The organism is Dyadobacter sp. CECT 9275 (assembly GCF_907164905.1).
Classification (GTDB): Bacteria; Bacteroidota; Bacteroidia; order Cytophagales; family Spirosomataceae; genus Dyadobacter; species Dyadobacter helix.
Genome location: NZ_CAJRAF010000002.1, coordinates 3,100,726 through 3,124,288, shown reverse-complemented (window position 1 = coordinate 3,124,288; position 23,563 = coordinate 3,100,726). Strand labels below are relative to the sequence as shown.

Genomic DNA, 23,563 nt, shown 5'->3' with positions numbered 1-23,563 from the left:
ACAGTCACGAGGCCCGGCAGGAAATTACCTGTCGGGCTTTTTTTTGCGGGCATAGGTAATTTTTAGGGCTATTTGAAGAAAAAATATAAAAATAATTGTGGAAATATTTTTTTGTTTAAACGTTTAAACTTACTTTTGGGAGGCCTGTTATTTTCTACATTCGGACAGGAGGTTTTTTTTGCTATTTATACTACTGCATTTTTCAACTAATAATTAATTGATACCTGAGTTCAGTTTTTTTGAGCTCATAAAAATTAAAATTCATTGCTTAAACGATTAAGCATAATAAAGATGTGTAGGGTTTGTGAGATACTCGCGGCCTGGATACAGGCGCATTTCCGGCTGCTATTTTAGTTGGGGGGATTCGGAGAGTTTAAGGAGATGCCGGGTTTTCAGATCATTTTTTTACTGCGGAAAGTCCCGGAGAATACTTGTGTGTTCGATAACGTATTACGTATATACTATTTCGTTCTTTTGGTACTATTTCTAATTTTCTTGATTCGGATTTCTTTCTTATTCACCTCTAATGCTCGTACTATGGAAAAAATTTTAAAGCTAACTTTTCTTTTCCTGTTAGTTGGAACCAGCACCCTCCGGGCTCAGAATATCACGGTAACGGGCAAGGTTACCGGGTTGGATGAATCGTTGCCGGGTGTTAACATTTTAGTCCTGGGCACCTCTCAGGGAACAGTAACGGATATTGATGGGAAATATTCGATCAGTGTTCCTTCCGGCGGCTCTCTCGTGTTTTCATTTATCGGTTATGTCAGCCAGACCGTAGCCGTCAATAACCGATCGGTTCTGGATATTCAGATGGTTCAGGAAGAAAAGAACCTGACAGAAGTAGTTGTGACTGCATTAGGCATCAAACGTGAAGCAAAAACACTGGGTTATGCCACAGCCACCGTAAACGCGGATCAGATCTCTACCAACCGCTCTCCCAATGTGTTAAGTGGTTTGCAGGGGAAAATGGCGGGGGTCAATATTTCTTCTCTTTCAACGGGCCCAGGCGGAACCGCCAAGATCCGTATCCGTGGGCAGTCATCTTTTAGCGGCCAAAACAGCCCCCTGATTGTGGTAAACGGGGTTCCTATTGATAATTCCAATTTTGCAGGCGGAGGAGATTACGGGCAACGTTCAGCAAATTCATCGGATGGAGGAGACGGATTGTCCAGTATTAACCCTGATGATATTGAATCCATGACGGTACTCAAGGGAGCAACGGCGGCTGCACTTTACGGCTCCCGTGCCAAAGATGGCGTGGTGATGATCACTACCAAAACCAGAGGCAGCGGCAACGGGCTTGGCGTAAGTTATAATATGAATTTTACGACCGATACGCCGCTTGATTTTACTGATTTTCAGTATGAATATGGTCAGGGTGAGGGAGGGAAAAGACCTACCACCGCCTTTCCCAGCTCTGGTGTATGGAGTTTCGGGGAAAAATTTGAGCCTGGGATGAAACAGATTCTTTTCGACAATAAGGAATATCCTTATGAACCGGTGTATAACAGGGTGAAACAATTTTACCGGGTTGGGACCAATCTGACCAATACCGTAACGGTGTCCAACAATGGCCCGAACGGCGGATTTAGTCTTTCCCTATCCAACACGGATAACAAGGGTATTGTAGAAAATAATACATTTAATAAAAAAGTGATCAACCTGGGTTTTAGCCAGAACATCTCCAAAAGGCTGACGGCTACTGGTAATATCAATTATTCCAAAGAGAAAAATGTAAATCCGCCACAGCTGGACACCCAGGATTTTGCTACTTCTACAGTGATTTTTACCCTGGCCAATTCGATGCCATTCCAGGCTCTGAAGGATAATCAGACGCTTCCTAATGGAGACGAGTTTTCGTTTGCCAGGTTCCTGGTCCGTAACAACCCTTATTACTCGCTGAGCCACCACTTTGAAAATATTGTCCGCGACAGGCTGTTCGGTAATGTTGCGCTCAGGTATCAGTTCACAAACTGGCTTTATCTTCAGGGAAGGATTGCGCAAGATTTTTATGTACGCGGCCAGGATTATAACATTCCCAATGGTTACGCACCGATTGCCAAAGCGCCTGTTGGTTATGTAAATGGCTCATTCACACAGGATGTGAGACGGAATACTGAGAGAAACCTTGATTTTATCCTGGGAGGAAATCATAACTTTGGCAATATTGGCCTGGATGTTACGCTGGGAGGTAACCAGCGCTATGCGCGGATGGACTACAACAGTGTAACCGTGCAGGATTTTATTCAACCCGGGCTGTATACAGTTATGAATGGGCGTGTGAAAAACCCATTATACAGTTTGTCAGAAAAGAAGATTAATTCGCTGTTTGGAGCGGCCACCATTTCCTATAAAGAGTTTTTGTATTTGAATATCACCGCCCGTAACGACTGGTTCTCTACCCTTGCACCAGCCAACAGGAGTATACTATATCCTTCTGTTACAGGTAGTTTTATTTTTTCACAGGCATTCTCAAGCTTGCCTGTATGGTTAACTTTCGGAAAACTGAGGGCCGCCTATGCACAGGTGGGGTCGGATAATGTGGCGCCCTATTCCAACGCATTATATTATTCGGTTGATAATAATTCATTTCCTAATCCATCGGGGCAGCTGGTTCCGGTGGGAGGTATCAATGCTTCGACGGTTCCTAATAAAAACTTACGTCCGCTGCGCGTAAAAGAGACGGAGGCGGGGCTGGAACTGAAGTTATTTAATAATCAGGTTGGATTTGATTTTACTTATTATCACAAAATTACAGAAGATCAGATCCTTGCTGCACAGATTTCGGACGCTTCGTCCTATACCAGCAAACTGATTAACGTGGGCCGTAGCAAGAACCAGGGAATCGAGATGTTGTTGTCCGTATCTCCGGTGAATACGAAGTCGTTCCGGTGGGATGTCACTATGAATGCGTCCTATAACACTTCCAAAGTCCTGAAACTGGGTCTGGCGGACAAAGATACCGTCATTACAGTTGGCGGCGGAGGTGGCAGAACTTTGAACGAGGTGGTAGGGAAGCCCATAGGGCAGCTCTATACTTTTACCTATCTGCGTGACGCACAAGGACGGCAGGTATTTGATAAAAACAGTGGTATGCCGCTCAGAAACAATACTTTAAGAAATGTCGGAAATGCGTTGCCAAAGTATTTTGGTGGTATTACCAACACCTTTACATATAAGGGAATCATGCTGTCGGCGTTGATCGATTTTAAATTGGGGTATAAAATGATAGCCGGAAGGAATATCAATTACATGCGCCACGGTTTATCGAAAAGGACGCTGCCCGGCCGTGCAGAAGGATATGTGATTGGAAACGGTGTTAATCCTGATGGTGAAGTAAATAAAACCAAAGCAGCTGTGCAGCCCTTTTACGAGTCGATCAACCCCTTGGGCATCAACGAGGATTTTGTATCGAATGCGGGATTCTGGAAACTGCGCCAGCTAACGCTCAGCTATGACCTGGGCAAACTGTTACCTGAAAAAACCTTTGTAAAAGGACTGAGATTGAGTGCCGTAGCCAACAATGTACTGATCATAAAAAAATGGACGGAAAATATGGATCCTGAGGAGGTACTTAACTCTTCGGACAATAACGCCGGGTTGGACTTCTGGCCAGGGTTGCCACCTACCCGGAGTATAGGATTCAATCTCAATTTGCAGTTTTAACAATCAACATCTTAGGTCTGAAATATGAGAACTAATCTAAAATATTTCTTCGGTTTGCTGATTTCAATGAGTCTGCTTTCCGGTTGTGATAAAGGGTTCGACGAAATTAATACCAACAAGGTTGACCCCACTTCACTGGCGCCTTCACTGATCCTGAACAAAGCCATTATCAGTACCACCTATCTTGACGGGGTTTCCACACTCGGGATGCTGTGTTATAATTTCGGTATTGTGCAGCAGGTTATTACGCCGTACGGGAGCTCGCTGTCGGGAGGGAACTACAACCAGTTCAACAATAGTAACACTCCTCTGGTATGGGTGAATTTTTACCGGAATGTGGTCAAACAACTGGTGGCCGTTGTGGATCAGACAAAAGAAGATCCTTTGCAGTCCAATATTTACAATTCGGCCAGGATTTGGAAAGCGTACGCATTTATGATTCTGACGGATACCTATGGTGATATCCCCTATTTTGAAGCGGGACAGGGATATATCAGTGAAGTCATCAGTCCGAAGTATGACCCCCAGCAGGCTATTTATAAAGATATCCTGAAGGAACTGGAAGAGGCTTCGGCAGCACTGAATACTTCCCAGGCAGCCGTTACGACAGATATTCTGTATGGTGGGAATGTGACAAGATGGAAAAAACTGGGTTATTCCCTGATGCTCCGGGCGGCCATGAGGCTCACCAAAGTGGATCCTGCAACGGCTCAGACTTACGTAGCAAAAGCGGTGGCGGGCGGACTGTTTGAATCCAACAGTGATAACTCCATGATCCGCCACACGGCGATATACAACAACTATATAGCGAATCACCTGGCGGCCAGGGAAAAAACAAACTTTTATCTGGCCGCTCCCTTTGTAAACTATCTTAAAGAAAACAATGATCCGCGCTTGCCGGTCATGGCGGTACGTTACGTAGGTGCCAAGGGCGGTCCTGAGCAAGTAGCAGCCCGCGCATCCTCAGACCCAAAGGTGCAGATAGGAATGCCCATGGGATACAACGATGTATCGATCAATACCATTCTGGGTCAGTACGGTGTAGCTAGTCTGTGGGATTTTAGCCAGATTAACCTGTCAACTGTCCTTAAGCTGGATGCCCCCGAATTTCATGTTACCTATGCACAAAATCAGCTTTTACTGGCCGAAGCCGCGGTAAGAGGTTGGGTGACAGGTAAGGCCTCGGACTATTTTACAAAAGGAGTGAGGGCGCATCTGGAACAAATGGCCCAATATGATGCAAACGCAGCGATCAAAGAGGATGCTATCCAGGCCTATCTTGCTGCACATCCCCTGGACGACAGCAAGGCGCTCGATCAGATCAATACCCAATACTGGGTGGCGGCTTTTCTGGATGGCAACGAGCTGTTCGCTAATTTCCGCAGAAGCGGTTTTCCCACCCTGGCGAAAAATCCATATCCGGGTTCCGAATTAAAAACAGAGAATTTCATTCGAAGAATGCCTTATCCTGACAGTGAAATTATTGTCAACCTTCAGAACCTGAACGAAGCCAATACCCGCCAGGGCGCTAACACGATTGAAACGCGCGTCTGGTGGGATAAAAAGTAGGTAGGACTCTTTGTACCCAAGCTTATTATTAAAATCTTAACCTTAAATTTCTATTTATGGATCAATTAAATCAGAGCCGGAGAGAAACTTTAAAAAAAATCGGACTGGGTTCTTCTGCCGGACTACTGGGGCTGTTTGGAGGGATATCCAATGCAGAGGCAAGGGAACGGGAAGGTACGCCGCAATATGCCAAAGGGATGGCTCCTGTGAAGATCAAAAGCGTGAGGGCCATAGCCACTGCGCCACAGGGCTCCAACCTGATTGTTGTGAAGGTGGAAACAACCGAGCCTGGTTTGTACGGATTGGGTTGTGCTACTTTTACACAACGTGCGGCAGTTGTGCTGGTGGCAATTAATACGTATCTCAACGAATTCTGTGTGGGCAAGGATGTGGACAATATCGAAGATATGTGGCAGAGCGCCTATGTGAGCTCCTACTGGAGAAACGGCCCGGTGCTTAACAATGCATTAAGCGGGCTGGATCAGGCCTTGTGGGATATCAAAGGAAAGCGCGCCGGAATGCCGTTGTATCAGTTGCTTGGCGGGAAGGCCCGTTTTGCCGTGCCGTGTTACACGCATGCCAATGGCCGTACACCCGAAGAAGTAGTGGATAGCGTTAAAAGCATTCAGGCCAAAGGGTTTAAGTATATCCGTATCCAGCAAGGCGGTTATGGCGCGGTTGGAAGTACCGACCAGAAACCGGATTTCAAAGTGGCCGGTTTTGGTGGTGAAACCGATAACTTTATGAATGAGCGGACCTATCTGAAAGCAATTCCGTTATTGTTTGAAGCGGTAAGGAAGGGATGCGGGGAAGAAGTGGAACTGCTGCACGATATCCATGAAAGGGTACAGCCTATGGACGCCATCAATATGATCAAAAAGCTGGAAGACTACCGTCCATTTTTTATTGAAGATCCATTTTCCCCTGAGAATATGAAGTGGTTCAAGCAGTTACGTGCCAGTACCACCGTGCCGCTTGCCATGGGTGAACTTTTTAATAATATCAATGAGTTTCTGGAACCTATGGTAAATCAGTGGTTTGACTACATTCGGATTCACGTATCTCAGATCGGCGGCGTTACACCTGCAATGAAGGTAGCCAGGCTGGGCGAATGGTTCAATGTCAAAACGGCATGGCACGGCCCGGGTGATGTATCGCCGGTGGGCCACGCTGCCCATGCCCACATTGATATGGCTGTGTGGAATTTTGGTATCCAGGAGGCGGTGTCGTTCAATGATAAAACACTTGAAATTTTCTCGGGATGCCCCACCATGAAAAACGGATATATGTCTGTTAACGAAGCGCCGGGTATAGGGGTAGATATCAACGAAAAGGAGGCTGCCAAATATCCGATATCCACCAAATCCAACTGGCAGGTAAGGAAGTTTGACGGTACCCTCATCAGGCCCTAAACAGGCATTCTCCGGTGAAGTATGTTTTTTCACCGGAGGATGCCTTTCCGCAATGCAGTGTAACTATTTAGTGATAAAATATAAAAATATTTTATTGAATATGTTTGATTGTTTAATCGATTAAGTATATTTGACCATCTTATACCAAAGTCACCTGATGAGTACGAAAAAGGTTTCTTTAAAAGACATCGCCCAGCAGGCGGGGGTGTCAACGGCGTTGGTGTCTTATGTGCTCAATGGGAAAGAAAAAGAAAGCAGGGTCGGGCAGGAGATAGCTGGTAAAATCAAACAGATAGCCCGGGAGCTTAATTACCAGCCCAATCACCTGGCCAAAAGTTTAAGAAGTGGTAAAACACATACGGTGGGCCTTGTAATCGCTGATATTTCGAACCCCTTCTTTGCAAATATTGCCAGAGTAGTGGAAGATGAAGCCAAGCGGAACGGCTATACGGTAATCATAGGAAGCTGTGATGAGAATGCGGAAAAATCATGGGACCTGCTCAATGTTTTGATCAACCGGCAGGTGGATGGTTTCATAATTGTGGCATCCGAAAATTCTGAAAAACAAATACTCTATTTAAAAGAAAAGAACATCCCTTTTGTGCTGCTTGACAGGCATTTTCCTGATTTACAGGCAGATTTTGTAGCAACCAACAATTTTAAGGCGTCTTATGACGCATGTATGCATCTTCTTAAAATGGGTTATGAGAGAGTTGCGCTGATTGCCTACAAGCTGGAAATGCACCACATGCAGGAGCGGATCAGAGGCTATCAGCACGCCCTGCGTGACCGTAATATTGCCTTTAATAAGAACCTGCTGAAGGAAGTAAAGTTTGAGAATATCGAAAAGGAAGTAAGGATTGCAATCGACCAGATCATGGCAATGCCTGACCGGCCCGATGCCGTTATTTTTGCAACCTATGGTTTAGCCATCAATGGGTTGAAATACATCAATGAAAAGAAGATCAGGGTCCCTGATGACCTGGCCATCGTGAGTTTCGGGCAGGCGGAAGTTTTTGATCTGTACTATTGTCCGATCACTTATATGCACCAGCCACTCGAACTATTGGGTAAAACTGCGGTCGAAATGCTGGTCAAAAAACTGAGAAATCCCGAAGAGGGTATGCGGCAAATATTGATGGAGGCGAAACTGATCGCCAGGGATTCTTCCAAAATGAAAGCGGAGCATCCGATGTAAAATTTTACATTTTGCTTAATCGATTAAAATAAAAGGGCTATTTCTTAACTTTTACAATACTGATGGAAAGAAGACATTTTCTTAGGTCGGCTTTGCTGGGCTCGGCCACTGTCATGGCGGGTCTTTCAATGGAAGATGCCCGTGCAGCTTCCAAACTTAAAATTACCAAAATAAGATATTACGCCGCTCCCGGATATAACAAGCCATTGTTCAATCAGGCAAGAGGGATTGTTGAAGTGGAAACGGATGGGGGGATCATCGGGATTGGCGAGGGAGGCTCAAAGGATATGGTGGAGCAATGTGCCCAAATGCTGATCGGGGAGGATCCTTTCCGGATCGAACATTTGTGGCAATATGTTTACCGGGGCATGTTTTATCCGCCCGGCAGGGAAAAACTGCATGGCATGGGGGCCATCGAAATGGCTTTGTGGGATATCAAGGGAAAAGCCCTGGGTGTGCCTGTATATGAGCTCCTGGGCGGCGCCACGCGTGATTACGTGGAATGTTATGCCACAGGTTTCAGGGCTTCCAAAGCAAAGACGGAGGAAGAGAGGGCACGTGACTGTATCGAAGCGGGACTGAGGAGTTACCGGATAGGCCCAACCGGTGGCAATGGAGATCAGCCTTTTGACTTTTATGACAACGTCAAAAAGACGGTGGATTTCTGTAAACGGATTGATGAAGCCGTGGGCGGCGGTGGAAAATGGGCTATAGACCTGCATACGCGCTTTGATATGACCGACGGGCTCAAAATTTGCTCGGCGCTGGAAAACCTGGAACCCTATTTTGTGGAAGATATCGTTCGTTCTGAGAATCCGGCTGTGTATGAGGAGGTAAGAGCCAAAACAAAAGTACCGATTGCCGTGGGGGAACAATTTGGTGACCGGTGGGACATCAATGATATGATCGAAAAACGCTGGATCGATTATACAAGGGTAACCCTGCCCAATACGGGTGGTATCACCGAATTCAAGAAGATCGCCGGGCTTTGTGAAACACATTATACCGGCATGATCCCTCATTTTACAGGCCCGCTGTCCACAGCGGCGCTGGTGCATGTGCTGGGATCGAGCAGCCCTTCGCGTTGTTTAATGGAGCTCGGCGGCGGTGAGCCTGAGCGGCCTGCGTATTTTAACGAGGACTTTATCCACTTTAAAAACGGTAAACTATACCTGAACCCAAGCCCTGGGTTGGGAGTGAAGTTCGATCCTAAAAAAGCAACTTTTGTAATGGAAGTTACAGAAAAAACGAAGTTTCCGCATCCGTATCTGAAAGCACCTGATGGGTCCATACACAATTGGTAACAGAGCGGGTTTTACAATTACAGTTAAATAGCAGATGGTAATATTGAGTCATTTTAAATGAGATCGATTTATGGGTTTGTCAGATAAAAAATCAGGTGTTTCAAGGCGTAGCGCCATTCAGTCTGTGCTGGGTATTGCCGGTCTCGGCACCATGCTGTTACCAAAAAGCTCGTATGCCTCCATTCCCGCACCATTCAGGGAGTATGGGCAGGTTAAGATCACAAAACTGGAAACATTCCTCGTAAAACCACGCTGGATTTTTCTGAAGATACATACGGATGTTGGAGTAGTGGGCTTGGGTGAACCTCTGCTCGAAGGCCGTGCGCTCACCATTCAGACGGCTATCAAGGAAGTGGAACCTTATTTAATAGGTAAAGATCCCAGGAGTATTGTTCATCACTGGCAGGCCATTTACCGTCATGCGTTTTACCGGGGCGGGCCTATACTGACCAGTGCACTCAGCGGGATTGATCATGCCCTGTGGGATATCAAAGGGAAACTGCTGAATGTACCTGTTTATGAATTATTTGGCGGCCCCACGCGTGACCGCGTCAGAATATATGGCAGAGCCGCCAATGCGGAGGATATGAAGAAAAGAAAAGCCGAAGGATTCTCGGTAATCAAAACGGGTGTGGCTAAGAAAAATCCTGCTAACATTGTTGAAAACCCGCAGTTTATCAAATATGCGTCTGACAACTTCGCGTCACTGAGAGAAGCCGGCGGGCCGGACATGGACATCGCCATTGATTTTCATGGCGCCATATCTCCTCAAACGGCCAAGGTACTGATCAGAGAGCTTGAACAGTATCAGCCTATGTTCATTGAGGAACCCTGCCAGGCTCAGAATGTGGATACCATGGTGGATATCGCGCGGGGGACTCATTTGCCTATTGCGACCGGCGAACGGATATTCACCAAGTGGGGATTTCGGGAGATATTGGAAAAAGGAGCCGCCAGCATTGTACAACCGGATCTTTGTCATGCCGGAGGTATTACCGAGGGCCGGATCATTGCAGGTATGGCCGAAGCGTATTATGTGCCCATAGCACCGCATAACCCTATGGGGCCAATTTCCCTGGCCGTGGGCCTGCACCTGGCAGCAAGCGTACCTAATTTCCTGGTACAGGAGCAGGTGTCATTGGGTGAGGGATATCTCAAAAATCCTTTCAAGCTGGAAAAAGATGGCAGCGTACTAATCCCCCGCGGACCGGGATTGGGTATAGAGCTGGACGAAGAAAAAATGAAAGATAAAATCGGACACGACTGGAAAAACCCGGAATCTTATAACCCTTTTGACGGCTCAGTGGTAGACTGGTAACTCCCGGTTTTTCTCCTCTCACATGAAGCTGTAAGACTTACCTAATTTCCCGCCTCTATTATTTTTAAGCAAATGGGCCATTTTATGGCCTTAATGAAATTGTATTATTCATATTAAACACATAACAATAATTAAAATTAGCATCATGAGAAAAATTCTAAAACTGGTTTTTGTTTACCTGGCGCTGAGCGGCGGATATGTCTCCGCACAGGGCAATCGGGTAACAGGCAAGGTGACAGATCAGAACAATTCCGTATTGCCGGGTGTGAACATCCTGGTAAGCGGCACGTCGACGGGAGCAGTGACAGATGAAAATGGACTTTATGCGATTAACGTTCCTGAAAACGCCTCCCTGGTATTTTCTTTTATAGGGTATGTCAGCAAAACGGTTGCAGTTAATAACCGTTCAGTTATCGATATGCAGCTTACGGAGGAATCCCGGAATTTGAGCGAGGTGGTTGTAGTAGGGTATGGTACCCAGAAAAAGACGGACGTCACCGGGGCACTCTCTATTGTATCAACCAAGGAATTTGCTCAACAGCCGGTTACCCGCCTTGACCAGGTATTGCAGGGGCGTGCGGCGGGGGTGCAGGTCACGCAGTCCAATGGTTCACCCGGTGGTGATTCGAAGATCCGCGTCAGAGGAGCCAATTCAGTACTTGGCAATAATGATCCCCTTTATGTGATTGATGGTTTTGTAGGTGCAAATTATAACTTACTTAACCCTAGTGACATAGAAACCATACAGGTACTCAAAGATGCCTCTTCCACGTCAATCTACGGAAGCAGGGGAGCAAACGGGGTGATTATCATCACCACCAAAAAGGGTTCGAAGGGTATCAAAGTTTCTTATGAAGGACAGGCCAGTATTTCCAATGTAATCAAAACATTTGATATACTTCCTGCGGGTGAATTTGCAGAGATCGTCAATGCACGCGCATTGGCCACAGGGTCTAATCCGCCTTTTACAGATGCACAAATCAGCGATTTTAAAAAGAATGGCGGTACCGACTGGCAGGATATTATTTACAGAACGGGAAGCGGACAGCAGCACCTGGCAACAGTATCCGGAGGGAATGAAAAAACGACATTTATGGTTTCAGGAAATTTTCTGGATCAGAAAGGGATCGTTGAAAATACCAAATTCAACAGATATGTACTACGGTCCAATCTGAACACCCAGTTGAGCAAACGCTTTTCGATGAGACTTAATCTTTCGGGAGCGAAAACGATCAACCACAATACCGATGGCGGAGGGCCAATACTGGAAGCCTTGCAATGGGCTCCCACCACGCCTGCTTATGGTACCGACGGCCTGCCTACCTTCAACGATCCTACAGGTTCGGTATCCAGAAGTCCGATTGACCAGCTCTACGATAAATCCAATGATATTGAGAGGACTAATTTAAATGCAATCGGTGGTATTAATTATCAGTTTCCGATCCAGGGATTGTCACTCGACCTGCAATATGCCATTAATTATCTGGATGCTCAGAATAAGAACTTTACCGGAAAAAGATTGTCTAACGGAAACCCCAATGCTACACGTTACTCATCCGACCAGGTAACACTTCAGAATACCAATGCACTGAATTATACAAAAACGTTTGGAAATCATAGCCTGACAGCCGTTGCCGTTCTGGAAACGCAACAGTTTAAAGACAGAAACTTTACCGCTACCGCGAATGGACTACGTTTTCCTCAGCTGGGTTATGATAATATTGGTGGAAATTCGGCCTCCACGGTTGCTTCGGGCTTCCAGAAATGGACATTGCTATCTTTGCTGGGAAGGGTCAATTATGCTTTCAAAGACAAATACCTGGTTACAGCCGCTGTACGCCGCGACGGATCCTCCAAATTCAGTTCTGCAAACAGAAACAGTATTTTTCCGTCTGTGGCAGTGGGATGGAGATTGTCAGAAGAGGAGTTTATCAAAAAACTGAACGTTTTTTCTAATCTCAAACTGCGCGGAAGCTGGGGTATGACGGGCAGCCAGGCGATTAACCCATACGCTACCTATTCTCCTTACAGTTCGACGCAGGTTGCATTTAACAATACAGGTGTCACAACCGGTGTGATCCAGGGTAACCAGGGCAACAGAAATCTGAAATGGGAAACCACCACACAGGTGGACGCCGGTCTGGAAGCAGAGTTCCTGAACGGTAGGATCCGGTTTGAGGTCGATTATTTTTCCAAAAAAACAACAGATTTGCTGCTCAATGTGGCGCTGCCAAACTATGCCGGGGGAGGTACCCAACCACGGAATGTTGGAGAAATAGAAAACAAAGGGTTTGAATTTTCACTGGGCGGGACACCCATCAGTACGGGCAAGTTCACCTGGGAGTCAAATCTGAACGTATCTACATTGAAAAACAGGGTCGTAAGCCTGGGTGGTCTTCCCAGACTGGGAACAGGAACCGGCGCAGGTGGAGGGATGTCCATCACCAATGAATTCATGCTGAAACCGGGTGAGCCGCTTGGATCGTACTGGGGGCTCAAATACCTGGGTACTTTCAAGCCCGACGAGGTGGAACTGGCGCGTCAGTTTGGACGGGTGCCGGGCGACCCGCATTACCAGGACCTGAATGGGGATAACAATATCAATACCGACGATTTCCAGATTATCGGAAGGGCCTTGCCAAAAGTAACGGGCGGCTGGAACAACACGTTCACCTATGGTAACCTGGTACTGAACGTATTTTTTCAGGGAGCGTTTGGCGTGGACAAACTGAACTATTCCAGAGCTGGCGCTATGTCAGGCTCGGGAGAAGCCCGTCAGTTCCTGCTGACAGAGATCCGTGATTACTATCGTACCGGTAACGAAACGTCAGATATCCCCGCATTCACTAAAACATACCAGCCGTTTACCCAGTCGAGCCGGTTTATCGAAAACGGAAGCTTCGTCAGGCTTAAAAACCTGAGCCTGGGCTATAATATCCCTGTTTCTGCATTGAAGGATAAAGTGAACATACGTGTTTTTGCAAGCGCAACCAACATTCTCACGTTCACCGACTACTCCGGACCTGATCCTGAATCGAGCAACGTAGGTTCCGGTACTGATACCGCCATAGGTATTGACCGGGGATCCTATCCTAACTCCAAAACGTATACGTTAGGCATCAATATTGGATTTTAACTCTGGAATATAACTGAGATAAGCAAAAACAAAATTTCTTACGAAAATGAAAAATATCACTAAATATCTTATTGCAGCGATGTTCATAGCGGTCACAGGCTGCTCGGATTATCTTGAAGAAGATACAACAGGGTTACTGTACGGCCCCAATGTATTGTCAACACAGGAAGGGCTTGAAGCCGCACTAACCGGCGCATACAAGGGGCTGGCCAACCAATGGACCTATGGTTTTATCCATCCTTCTGCCAATGCAGCTACGCTGGGCAGTGATGATGTGACAACACACCCGGCCAGTAACAAGGCCGACTGGCGGGAGTTTGACCAGTTTGCAGTTTCTACAACCAATCAGCGGTCCAATGCAGTATATAACGGTTGTTACAAAGCCATTCAGGGCGCTAATAACGTGATCAATAACTATGAAAAAACCACAGGAACCAAGGCCACCATTGACATCATCGTAGGTGAGGCTTATTTCATCAGGGCATTTTCGTATTACTGGCTGACCCGTTTTTGGGGGAATATCCCTTTGATTAAAGTCGGGGAATATTCAGACGAACTGCTCACCGTTACAAAATCCACACCAGAGGAGATATACAATCTCATTGTGGCGGATCTGAAAATAGCAGAAACCAATCTTCCCAATGCCAAACGTGATCCCGGCAGGCCCAATAAAGGTTCGGCGAAAGCTTTCCTCGCCGACGTTTACCTTACCATGGCTGGCTGGCCTTTGAAACAGGCAGACAAATACGATCTGGCTGCTGCAAAAGCCAAGGAAGTGATAGACAACAGGGCAACTTACGGCTTTCAGTTACTGCCTACTTTTGCTGCCGTTTTTGAGAATGATCCCGCATCAAGCGGAACCGCAGAAGCCGTTTTTCAGATTGGCGGCTTTTTGGGAGGAAGCGGAACTGCCAATGCAACTTATGGTAATACCACCATGCCAGGTGAAGAAGGAGGCTGGGATGATATGTTTGCTGAACTGAACTTTTTCAAGGAGTTTCCCGAAGGCCCCAGAAAGGAAGCCACTTTTCGTACCGAATTCGGTCTTGGAGCTACGAAAATTCCATGGCAGAACAGTCTGACAAAACATCCTTATTACAAAAAATGGTATATCAAAGGCAATATCCTTACATCCAGTATATCGCTGCCGTCAGTGATGATGCGTTATGCACACGTGCTTACTATTTATGCTGAGGCAAAAGCACGTGGAACCGGCGGGCCCGATCAGGCTGCTTATGATGCACTGAATGCCGTTCGGCTGAGGGGCTGGGCAACTGGAACGAAGGCGTTATCTCCGGCAGACGGACTTTCAGCTGCACAGTTTGCAGATGAAGTGGTGCGGGAACGTGCCTGGGAGTTCGCTTGTGAAAGAACGAGGTGGTTTGATCTGATCAGGCTGGAGAAAGTAGAAGAGGCGAATGCAAGAAAGAGCCCCGACGACCTTCAGCCGATTAAGCCCATAACGAAGGCTAACTATTGGTTTCCGCTGCCTTATTCCGACACTTCTCTGAACCCGAATTTAAATTAAGGATCTGGGATGATTTGCCGGGTGGACAACCACCTGGCAAATCTAACTTTGGCCCGAAGCATTTGGTATTTCTGTAAGTAGCAAACCACCGGTATCAGTCTTTTTTGATCATAAAATAGATCAACCCGTAACCAGCATCCATCATGAAGAAAAAAGGGGTTTTTTGTTGCGCAGTACTTTTTATGCTGAGTGTGCTGACGGCCTTTTATACAGGTTTTCCGGGAACGGAAATTTCCAATGGTCAGATTACGGCAAAGTTATATTTGCCCGACAATGAAACCGGCTATTACCGGGGTACCCGTTTTGACTGGTCAGGGGTAATTCATAGTCTTGAATACAAAGGGCATAGTTATTTTGGTCAGTGGTTTACGGAATATGATCCGAAGCTGCACGATGCCATCATGGGCCCGGTTGAAGAATTTGTGGCCCTGGGTTACAATGAGGCAAAAGCAGGGGAGGAATTTGTGAAAATCGGCGTAGGTAAATTGGTGAAGCCCGTTGAGAAACCCTATTTCTTTGCCGCTCAATATGAAATTACCGACCCGGGGAAGTGGAAAGTTGTGAAAAAACCGGACCGTGTTGAATTTACGCATGAGCTCAAGGATGCGGCGGGTTATAGTTATCTCTACAAAAAAACGGTGCGACTGGTTAAAAATAAACCTCAGCTTGTACTGGAGCATAGTTTGAAAAATACAGGAACCAGGGCCATTGAGACAAGTACCTATAATCACAATTTTTTCATGATTGATCAGGAGCCTACGGGGCCGGGTATCACCACTACATTTCCTTTTACAGTGGCAGCAGAGGGAAAGGGTTTTGGTACGATTGCCAACGCCTCCGGCAACTCCATCACTTATGCAAGAGCGTTGGAAAAGGGTGAAAATGTGTTCACCAGTGGTGTGAAGGGCCTGGGAAATCAGGCATCGGATTACAATATCAATATAGAGAATAAAAAAACAGGAGCAGGTGTGAAAATTATCGGGGACAAGCCAATTGAAAAACTGGTTTTCTGGTCGTGCCCGACAACCTCCTGCCCTGAACCCTATATAAAACTTTCTGCAAAACCGGGAGAAGAGGTGAAATGGCAGATCAGCTATGAATTTTACGCAAAACCGTAGCTTCAACTTTTACATTTTGAAAATGCTATGAAACATTGGTATTGGAAATACCTGTGTGCAGGAATGCTATTGCTTTTGGGTAGCGGCACACGTTTTGAAAAAGAAAGACCGAAATCAGGAGAAGGAGATGGAGCAGACTGGCCAGCCTACGGCGGGAACAGCGCAGGGAACCGGTATTCACCCCTGACGCAGATCAACAAGGAGAATGTAAAAAACCTCAGGGTAGCCTGGCAGTTTGATACCGGGGAAAATAAGGATACCACACAGCGCGGAATGGATGTACAGTGCCAGCCCATAGTTGTTAACGGCATCATGTACGGAACTACGCCAAGGCTTAAATTATTTGCAATAGATGCGGCAACGGGCAGAGAGGTATGGAAGTTTGATCCGCTCAGTCCGGGGAAACGGCCACGTTTTCATCCGGTGAGAGGAGTAGTTTACTGGGCCGACGGGCAGGATAAAAGGATTTTATACTCTGTGGGGCCAACCCTGTATGCGGTGGACGCCAAAACGGGAAAGCTGGTGCAGGATTTTGGGAAAAACGGTGAGGTGGATCTTCATGAGGGGTTGGGAGACGAAAAAACACTGGGGTATGATGTGAATGCTTTTTCAATACGCTCCACTACTCCTGGTGTAATTTACAAAAACCTGATTATCATGGGTTCCTCCGTGTCAGAAGGAGGAGATGCGCTTCCTGGACATATCCGTGCTTTTGATGTGCGGTCGGGCAAGCTGGCATGGGTGTTCAGAACTATACCTTTGCCGGGGGAGTATGGCTACGAAACCTGGGCTAAAGATTCATACAAGAAACTGGGCGGAGCTAACTGCTGGGCAGGAATGGTAGTGGATGAAAAACGGGGCACTGTTTTCCTTGGCACCGGCTCTCCTTCGTCCGATTTTTATGGCGGTGCGCGTCCCGGACAAAATCTTTTTGCGAATTGCGTTATCGCCCTGAATGCGGAAACGGGCAAACGGATCTGGCATTTTCAAACTGTTCATCATGATCTTTGGGACAGGGATATCCCATGTCCGCCCACCTTGCTGACCGTCAGGTACAAAGGCAAAATGGTGGATGCCGTTGCACAAACCACCAAGGATGGTTATGTATTTGTATTCGACAGGGATACCGGCAAACCCTTGTTTCCGATAAAGGAAGTACCTGTTCCGACAACGCCGGCATTACCTGGAGAAAAACCCTGGCCCACGCAGCCGGTACCCACCAAGCCGGCCCCTTTCTCTAATCAGGTTTTGACGGAAGCGGACATTACAGACCGTACGCCCGAAGCCAAAGACTATGTGCTGGACCGCTTTAAAAATAGCCGCTCGGGCAGTAAATATTTGCCGCCAAGCCTGGAAGGTACCTTGTATTATGGCTTTGGTGGTGGGGCAGAATGGGGAGGTAATGCTGCTGATCCTCAGGGTATTCTTTATGTAAATGCCAATAATATGCTCTGGTGGCTGAAAATGCGGGACAGTAAAGAACCTGCCGCTTCTGGCAAACCACTCACCAAAGGCGGAATGCTGTTTAATACCAATTGCACAGCCTGTCATGGGTTAAACGGAAAAACGGTAGCATCTTCGGCACAGGCGTATCCGGACCTGACCAACATTGGCAAACGAATGTCAGCGGAGCAGATTGCCTCCATCCTGGAGACTGGAAAAGGGCGAATGCCATCTTTTCAGCATATTTCAAAAGAGGACCGCAACGCCCTCATCAACTATCTGATGAATACTGAAACGGTAAGGCCAGCGGCATCCAATGATATCCACAATTCGGGAGTAACAATTGAAAAAACAGCGAAAGGGGATTTTCCCTATTTACCGCCTTACCTTAATAATGGGAATACACAGTTCCGGGATCAGGATAATTATCCGGCCATAAAAGCCCCCTGGGGGACACTCAACGCCATAGACCTGAATACAGGGGAATATCTCTGGAAAGTTCCTTTCGGAGAGTTTCCTGAACTGATGAAAAAGGGAGTACCTCAGACCGGTACTGAAAACCATGGCGGGCCGGTGGTAACGGCCAGTGGTTTGCTGTTCATTGCCGCAACCTATGATGAGAAGATGAGGGCTTTTGACACCGCTACCGGTAAGATTGTCTGGGAGTATAAACTTCCTGCAGGTGGCTTTGCTACCCCTGTTACCTACATGGTGAATGGTAAACAATATATTGCTATTGCTGCCGGTGGAACCAGATATGGACTCGAGCCGGGCGGAAGCTATATTGCCTTTGCCCTTCCCTGATAAGTTTTGATTAATGGCATTTTTAAATATAACCTGGCTATGGAGAATTTTCTATTAGGCTGTGATTGGGGTACTACCTCGTTTCGGCTGCGGTTGATCAACGTGACCAGCGGCAGGGTGGTCGGAGAATTAATGAGCCAGGATGGTATAGCCAAAACCAACATAGCGTGGAAACAGCCCGAATGGGGGGGATTATCAAGAATGGCATTTTTCTGTAAATGCTTAAAGCAGCAGATCGATACCCTGGCTTCAAAGCAGGGTTTTAATCCGGAGGGAATACCGCTGGTTGTCTCGGGAATGGCCTCTTCATCGATCGGTATGGCTGATGTCCCCTATACATCATTACCTTTTTCGCTGAATGCGGAGGAGCTTAATTTTCTAAGAGTGAGCGCTACCGTGGACTTCCCGCACGAGATGATTCTGGTATCGGGCCTCAAAACGGATACCGATGTCATGCGCGGAGAGGAAACCCAGCTGATCGGACTCAGCGGGTTAATAGAAATTCCGGCCGAACAAGAAACCGTTGTGATTTTACCCGGAACACATTCCAAACATAATTATATCAGGAATAACGTATTGGTGGATTTTAAAACCTTTATGACAGGTGAGGTATACGAGCTCCTGACCAAACACAGTATCCTGAAAGACTCTGTTGAACCATTTCATCAGTCGGCGTGGAGAAAAGAAGATAGGGATGCTTTTATCCAGGGCGTAAGGGATGGCAGTTCCTCTCCCTTGCTGCAGAAAATGTTCACAGTCAGAATCAATCATTTGTTTTCGCAATTGGATAAAAGTGCCAATTCGTTTTATATGAGCGGTTTGCTGATAGGTTCGGAACTGAGCTATCTTGCGGATGAAAACGATCGGAGACCTTTGGTATTATGCGGAGGCAGTCAGTTGTCTGATCTGTACAATACTGCTATGGATATCCTTGGATTGGCCAACCGGGTACTGAAAGTTCCGTCTGATTTTGTTCATAAAGCAACCATTGCCGGGCAGGCTACAATTTTTCAGAACAAGTTTTTAACCTCGAAAGCAACCTGATGAGTAATAAGAAATTTTCATGGGAATTATTTGAGAAAGTACCCATTGTAGGTATCGTTCGTAACATCGGTCTGGAGGATATCAGACAGATCCTCCCGGTTTGCAGGGAAGCAGGCCTCACTACAATTGAGATCACCATGAATACCCGGGGTGCCGCAGAAATAATTAAGTATGCTATCGAAAATGAGCACAGTGGTCTTAATATCGGAGCGGGTACGGTATGTTCGAAGGAAGATCTGGAAGCGGCTCTGGAAGCTGGAGCGCAGTTTATTGTTACTCCGATCATCAATAAAAAAGTGATCAGATCCTGTGTCAAAAAAGGTATCCCGATTTTCCCGGGCGCTTACACGCCAACCGAAATTTATCATGCATGGTCGCTGGGAGCTTCCATGGTTAAAATATATCCGGCAACGTCACTCGGGCCCGCCTTTATCAAGGATCTGAAAGCACCTTTGAACAACATTAAAGTACTTCCTACCGGCGGTGTAAGCCTGGATAATATTCTGGAATTTAAAAAAGCCGGTGCAGACGGCTACGGTATAGGAGGGCAATTATTTGACAAACAGCTTATTCAGCAGAAAAACTGGGAGGGGCTAAGGAATCATATTCAGCAGTATATCAATAAACTTTCATCCAATGACCGCTATTAAAATCAGGAATTACCGCTGGATTATTGTTTCCCTGCTTTTCGCAGCCACCACTATTAACTACCTGGACCGGCAGATCATCGGCCTGCTCAAACCCATTCTTGAAAAGGAATTTGACTGGTCGGAAACCGATTTTGCAAGAATCGTTATGGCCTTCACGGCTGCTTATGCCATCGGGCTTTTGTTTTTTGGCTGGCTGATCGACAAGATCGGAACGAAAGTGGGGTACCCTGCCACGGTTATTTTCTGGAGCATCGCGGGTATGCTGCATGCGCTTGCCAAGGGAGCCTTTGGTTTTGGAATTGCGCGCGTGGGCCTTGGTTTGGGAGAAGCTGGTAATTATCCGGCGGCAGTCAAAACAGTGGCTGAATGGTTTCCCAAAAAAGAAAGAGCACTGGCAACGGGCTTGTTCAACGCAGGTACAAGTATTGGTGTGGTGGTTGCGTTGCTGATTGTGCCATGGATACTGGTTCATTTTGGTTGGCAGGAAGTATTCTGGATCACGGGAGGCCTGGGTTTTGTGTGGCTGATATTCTGGCTGTGGCTTTACGACGTACCGGCCAGGCAAAAACGGCTTTCAAAGGAAGAATATGAATATATCGTATCGGGGCAGGAACCTGAGCAGGCGGAGACAAATAATGTCAGCTGGATCAGGCTTTTTACATTTCCGCAGACCTGGGCTTACATCACAGGAAAAGGGCTTATTGACCCCATTTACTGGTTTTTCCTGTTCTGGCTGCCTTCTTATTTTGCTTCTACCTTCAATCTTGACCTTAAAAAACCAAGTCTGGAGCTGATGCTGATTTACACGGCTACCACCATCGGGAGTATCAGCGGAGGCTGGTTTTCATCCCTGCTGATCAAGCGAGGCTGGGAAACCGTAAAGGCCCGGAAGACAGTTTTGCTGGCCTTCGCCTTTCTGGAGTTATCCGTCATTTTAATACAGTTTGCGGGTGACGTATGGGTGGCGGTAGGGCTTATCAGCTTTGCGGTCGCGCTGCATCAGGCCTGGGCTACCAACGTGTTTACGTTGCCGTCGGACCTTTTCCCCAAGCAGGCGGTAAGTTCAGTAGTCGGGATCGGCGGAATGGCCGGAGCGGTGGGCGGTATTCTTTTCCCGATGCTGGTTGGGAGCCTGCTGGATAGTTATAAGGCAACGGGCAATCTTGCCGGGGGATATAATATTCTATTTACGATCTGCGGATTTACCTACCTGGTCGCCTGGCTGATCATCCATTTATTAACTCGAAAATCGAAAAAACTAACTTTGGAAGACCTCGGATAGATTAAAATATACTTTTCAGCTGATACCAGAAATCTTTTCGGGTGGATAAGGGAGCCGGAAGTACTTTCAAATCTGTATTGTTTGAACGAACGTTACCGGCTCATAGAAATATCCCGTTAAATTTGTGAATGGATTATTTTAAAAGGCAGCTTGATCTGCTGAAAATCGAGCGGGAAGAAGACAAACGCTCCTATCTCAAATTAACTGAAAGCACCTCTGTTTCGGATCGCCGCGCCGCAGGATTGGCCTGGTATCCTATTGCGATCCGGGGCTCAGAGATGAGCCGGGGTGATTACCTGACGGTGGAAGTGGAAAGGACAACACATCAGGATATTTCCCATCAGATGCGTTTTGGTACACCGGCAGCACTTTTTTCCAATCATGATCCTAAAAAGGATAAAGTGGAAGGCACGATTACCCACCAGAACGGCAATCGTTTAAAAATCACCCTCCGTACCGATGAGCTTCCTGACTGGGCACGCGATGGCAAACTGGGGATTGACCTGTTGTTTGATGACAACAGTTATGATGAAATGAATTCCGCGCTGAAAAAAGCTGCGGAATTGGGCACTAAGGAAGAGGAAGGGAGGCTGGTTAAAATTCTGACGGGCGAAAAAGCCCCTACTTTCAAAAAAGATATTCCCCTCTTTCATGCCCCAAAACTGAATGCCTCCCAGCAGCAGGCTGTTGAAAAAATACTTCGGGCTAACGAGCTGGCAATCGTGCATGGCCCGCCAGGAACAGGGAAAACCACCACCTTGGTGCAGGCGATCAAAGCCCTGGTGGAAACGGAACACCAGCAGATCCTCGTGGTAGCTCCAAGTAATACTGCCGTTGATTTATTGAGTGAAAAGCTTTCGGATGAAGGACTGAGTGTACTGCGGGTTGGAAATCCGGCGCGGGTGTCGGAAAGGCTCACGTCGCTTACACTCGACTATCAGATTTCCGGACATGCCCGGTTCAAGGATATCAGGAGCCTTAAGAAGCAGGCAAATGAGTTCAAGAATATGGCGCATAAATATAAACGCAGTTTCGGAAAAGCAGAACGGGAACAACGCAAAGCGCTGTTTGAGGAGGCGCACCGGATCATGAAAGATGTTACCGCTACTGAAAACTATATTATTGAAGATCTGGTATCCCGGGCGCAGGTAATCACTGCCACGCTGGTGGGAGCCAATCATTATACGGTGCGAGACATTCAGTACAAAACCGTAGTGATCGACGAGGCCGGGCAGGCGCTGGAACCCGCCTGCTGGATTCCTTTACTAAAATCGAAGAAAGTGGTTCTGGCCGGGGATCATTGCCAGCTTCCGCCAACGATCAAGTCAGACGAGGCAGCCAGGAGCGGGCTTGCTGTAACCTTGCTGGAAAAATGTGTGGCGCATCATCCGGAATCGGTGGTGCTGCTCGATGAGCAATACCGCATGAATGAGGCAATAATGGGATATTCATCCAGGATTTTTTACCATCATAAACTGAGGGCGAATGAGGCCGTCAGGACGCGCGTACTGTTTCCGGGTGACATGCCGCTGGCATTTGTGGATACTGCTGGCTGCGGTTTTGAGGAAAAACCCGACGGGACCAGTTCTACCAACCCAGAGGAAGCGGTTTTTTTATTTAAACATCTGTCGCAGTTAGTTTCTGATATCGTCGGCTCAATTCCAGCGGAGCATGATATCCTTTCCGGTTTTCCGACCATTGCGGTGATATCACCCTATAAAAGGCAGATCGGGATTTTACAGGAACAGCTGGATCATTCACCTGATTTGAAGCCCTACGTGAGCAAGATATCGGTGAACACCATCGACAGTTTTCAGGGGCAGGAACGGGATGTTGTGTACATCAGCATGACCCGCAGCAATACCGAAGGGGCCATCGGGTTTCTTTCAGATATCCGGAGAATGAACGTTGCCATGACCCGCGCCCGAAAGAAACTGGTCGTCATCGGCGACAGCGGAACACTTTCGCAGCTGGATTTTTATGCGGGATTTATTGAATACGCTGAGAAACACGGGGCATATCACAGCGCTTGGGAGTATATGGTATAATCCGGCTGTCGATTTATAAGTATCGGATCCTTAGAATGGT

Annotated in this window: 14 protein-coding genes; all 14 read left to right on the top strand. The window is 47.0% G+C overall.

Going from position 1 to position 23,563, the window contains the following annotated elements; genetic code table 11:
• Window positions 1–537 precede the first annotated feature (537 nt).
• The 14 genes from KOE27_RS20595 (at window position 538) to KOE27_RS20530 (ending at window position 23,523) form a co-directional block, all read left to right on the top strand.
• Window positions 538–3,669, top strand: a complete 3,132-nt coding sequence (locus KOE27_RS20595; protein ID WP_215240681.1) for a SusC/RagA family TonB-linked outer membrane protein — start codon at window positions 538–540, stop codon at window positions 3,667–3,669.
• Between the two features lie 24 nt (window positions 3,670–3,693).
• Window positions 3,694–5,238, top strand: a complete 1,545-nt coding sequence (locus tag KOE27_RS20590) for a SusD/RagB family nutrient-binding outer membrane lipoprotein (RefSeq protein ID WP_215240680.1) — start codon at window positions 3,694–3,696, stop codon at window positions 5,236–5,238.
• Window positions 5,239–5,294: 56 nt separating this feature from the next.
• Window positions 5,295–6,650 carry an enolase C-terminal domain-like protein gene (locus KOE27_RS20585; protein WP_215240679.1) on the top strand — a complete coding sequence of 452 codons (1,356 nt, stop codon included), beginning with the start codon at window positions 5,295–5,297 and terminating at the stop codon, window positions 6,648–6,650.
• A 157-nt stretch (window positions 6,651–6,807) separates the two neighbouring features.
• Window positions 6,808–7,848, top strand: coding sequence for a LacI family DNA-binding transcriptional regulator (locus KOE27_RS20580; protein WP_215240678.1), 1,041 nt, complete (start codon window positions 6,808–6,810; stop codon window positions 7,846–7,848).
• A 62-nt stretch (window positions 7,849–7,910) separates the two neighbouring features.
• Window positions 7,911–9,152 (top strand): mandelate racemase/muconate lactonizing enzyme family protein, encoded by a 1,242-nt coding sequence (locus KOE27_RS20575; RefSeq protein ID WP_215240677.1) that lies wholly within the window; start codon window positions 7,911–7,913, stop codon window positions 9,150–9,152.
• 70 nt (window positions 9,153–9,222) lie between these two features.
• Window positions 9,223–10,470 carry a galactonate dehydratase gene (gene dgoD / locus KOE27_RS20570; protein ID WP_215240676.1) on the top strand — a complete coding sequence of 416 codons (1,248 nt, stop codon included), beginning with the start codon at window positions 9,223–9,225 and terminating at the stop codon, window positions 10,468–10,470.
• 145 nt (window positions 10,471–10,615) lie between these two features.
• Window positions 10,616–13,606 (top strand): SusC/RagA family TonB-linked outer membrane protein, encoded by a 2,991-nt coding sequence (locus KOE27_RS20565; RefSeq protein ID WP_215240675.1) that lies wholly within the window; start codon window positions 10,616–10,618, stop codon window positions 13,604–13,606.
• A gap of 46 nt (window positions 13,607–13,652) precedes the next feature.
• The gene (locus KOE27_RS20560) at window positions 13,653–15,134 is read left to right on the top strand and encodes a RagB/SusD family nutrient uptake outer membrane protein (protein WP_215240674.1); all 1,482 of its coding nucleotides are present in this window, start codon (window positions 13,653–13,655) and stop codon (window positions 15,132–15,134) included.
• 143 nt (window positions 15,135–15,277) lie between these two features.
• A complete protein-coding gene (locus KOE27_RS20555; RefSeq protein WP_229252855.1) occupies window positions 15,278–16,252 on the top strand; it encodes a hypothetical protein in 975 nt (324 codons plus the stop codon).
• Between the two features lie 27 nt (window positions 16,253–16,279).
• On the top strand, window positions 16,280–18,499 hold the full coding sequence (locus KOE27_RS20550; RefSeq protein WP_229252854.1) for an outer membrane protein assembly factor BamB family protein: 2,220 nt from the start codon (window positions 16,280–16,282) through the stop codon (window positions 18,497–18,499).
• A gap of 39 nt (window positions 18,500–18,538) precedes the next feature.
• Window positions 18,539–19,543, top strand: coding sequence for a 2-dehydro-3-deoxygalactonokinase (locus KOE27_RS20545; RefSeq protein WP_215240673.1), 1,005 nt, complete (start codon window positions 18,539–18,541; stop codon window positions 19,541–19,543).
• The gene (locus KOE27_RS20540) at window positions 19,543–20,193 is read left to right on the top strand and encodes a bifunctional 4-hydroxy-2-oxoglutarate aldolase/2-dehydro-3-deoxy-phosphogluconate aldolase (RefSeq protein WP_215240672.1); all 651 of its coding nucleotides are present in this window, start codon (window positions 19,543–19,545) and stop codon (window positions 20,191–20,193) included. The genes KOE27_RS20545 and KOE27_RS20540 overlap by 1 nt, the downstream gene beginning before the upstream one ends.
• On the top strand, window positions 20,180–21,475 hold the full coding sequence (locus KOE27_RS20535) for an MFS transporter (protein ID WP_215240671.1): 1,296 nt from the start codon (window positions 20,180–20,182) through the stop codon (window positions 21,473–21,475). Before KOE27_RS20540 ends, KOE27_RS20535 begins: the two co-directional genes overlap by 14 nt.
• A gap of 128 nt (window positions 21,476–21,603) precedes the next feature.
• Window positions 21,604–23,523: an AAA domain-containing protein gene (locus KOE27_RS20530; protein WP_215240670.1), complete on the top strand. Its 1,920-nt coding sequence runs from the start codon at window positions 21,604–21,606 to the stop codon at window positions 23,521–23,523.
• Window positions 23,524–23,563 lie beyond the last annotated feature (40 nt).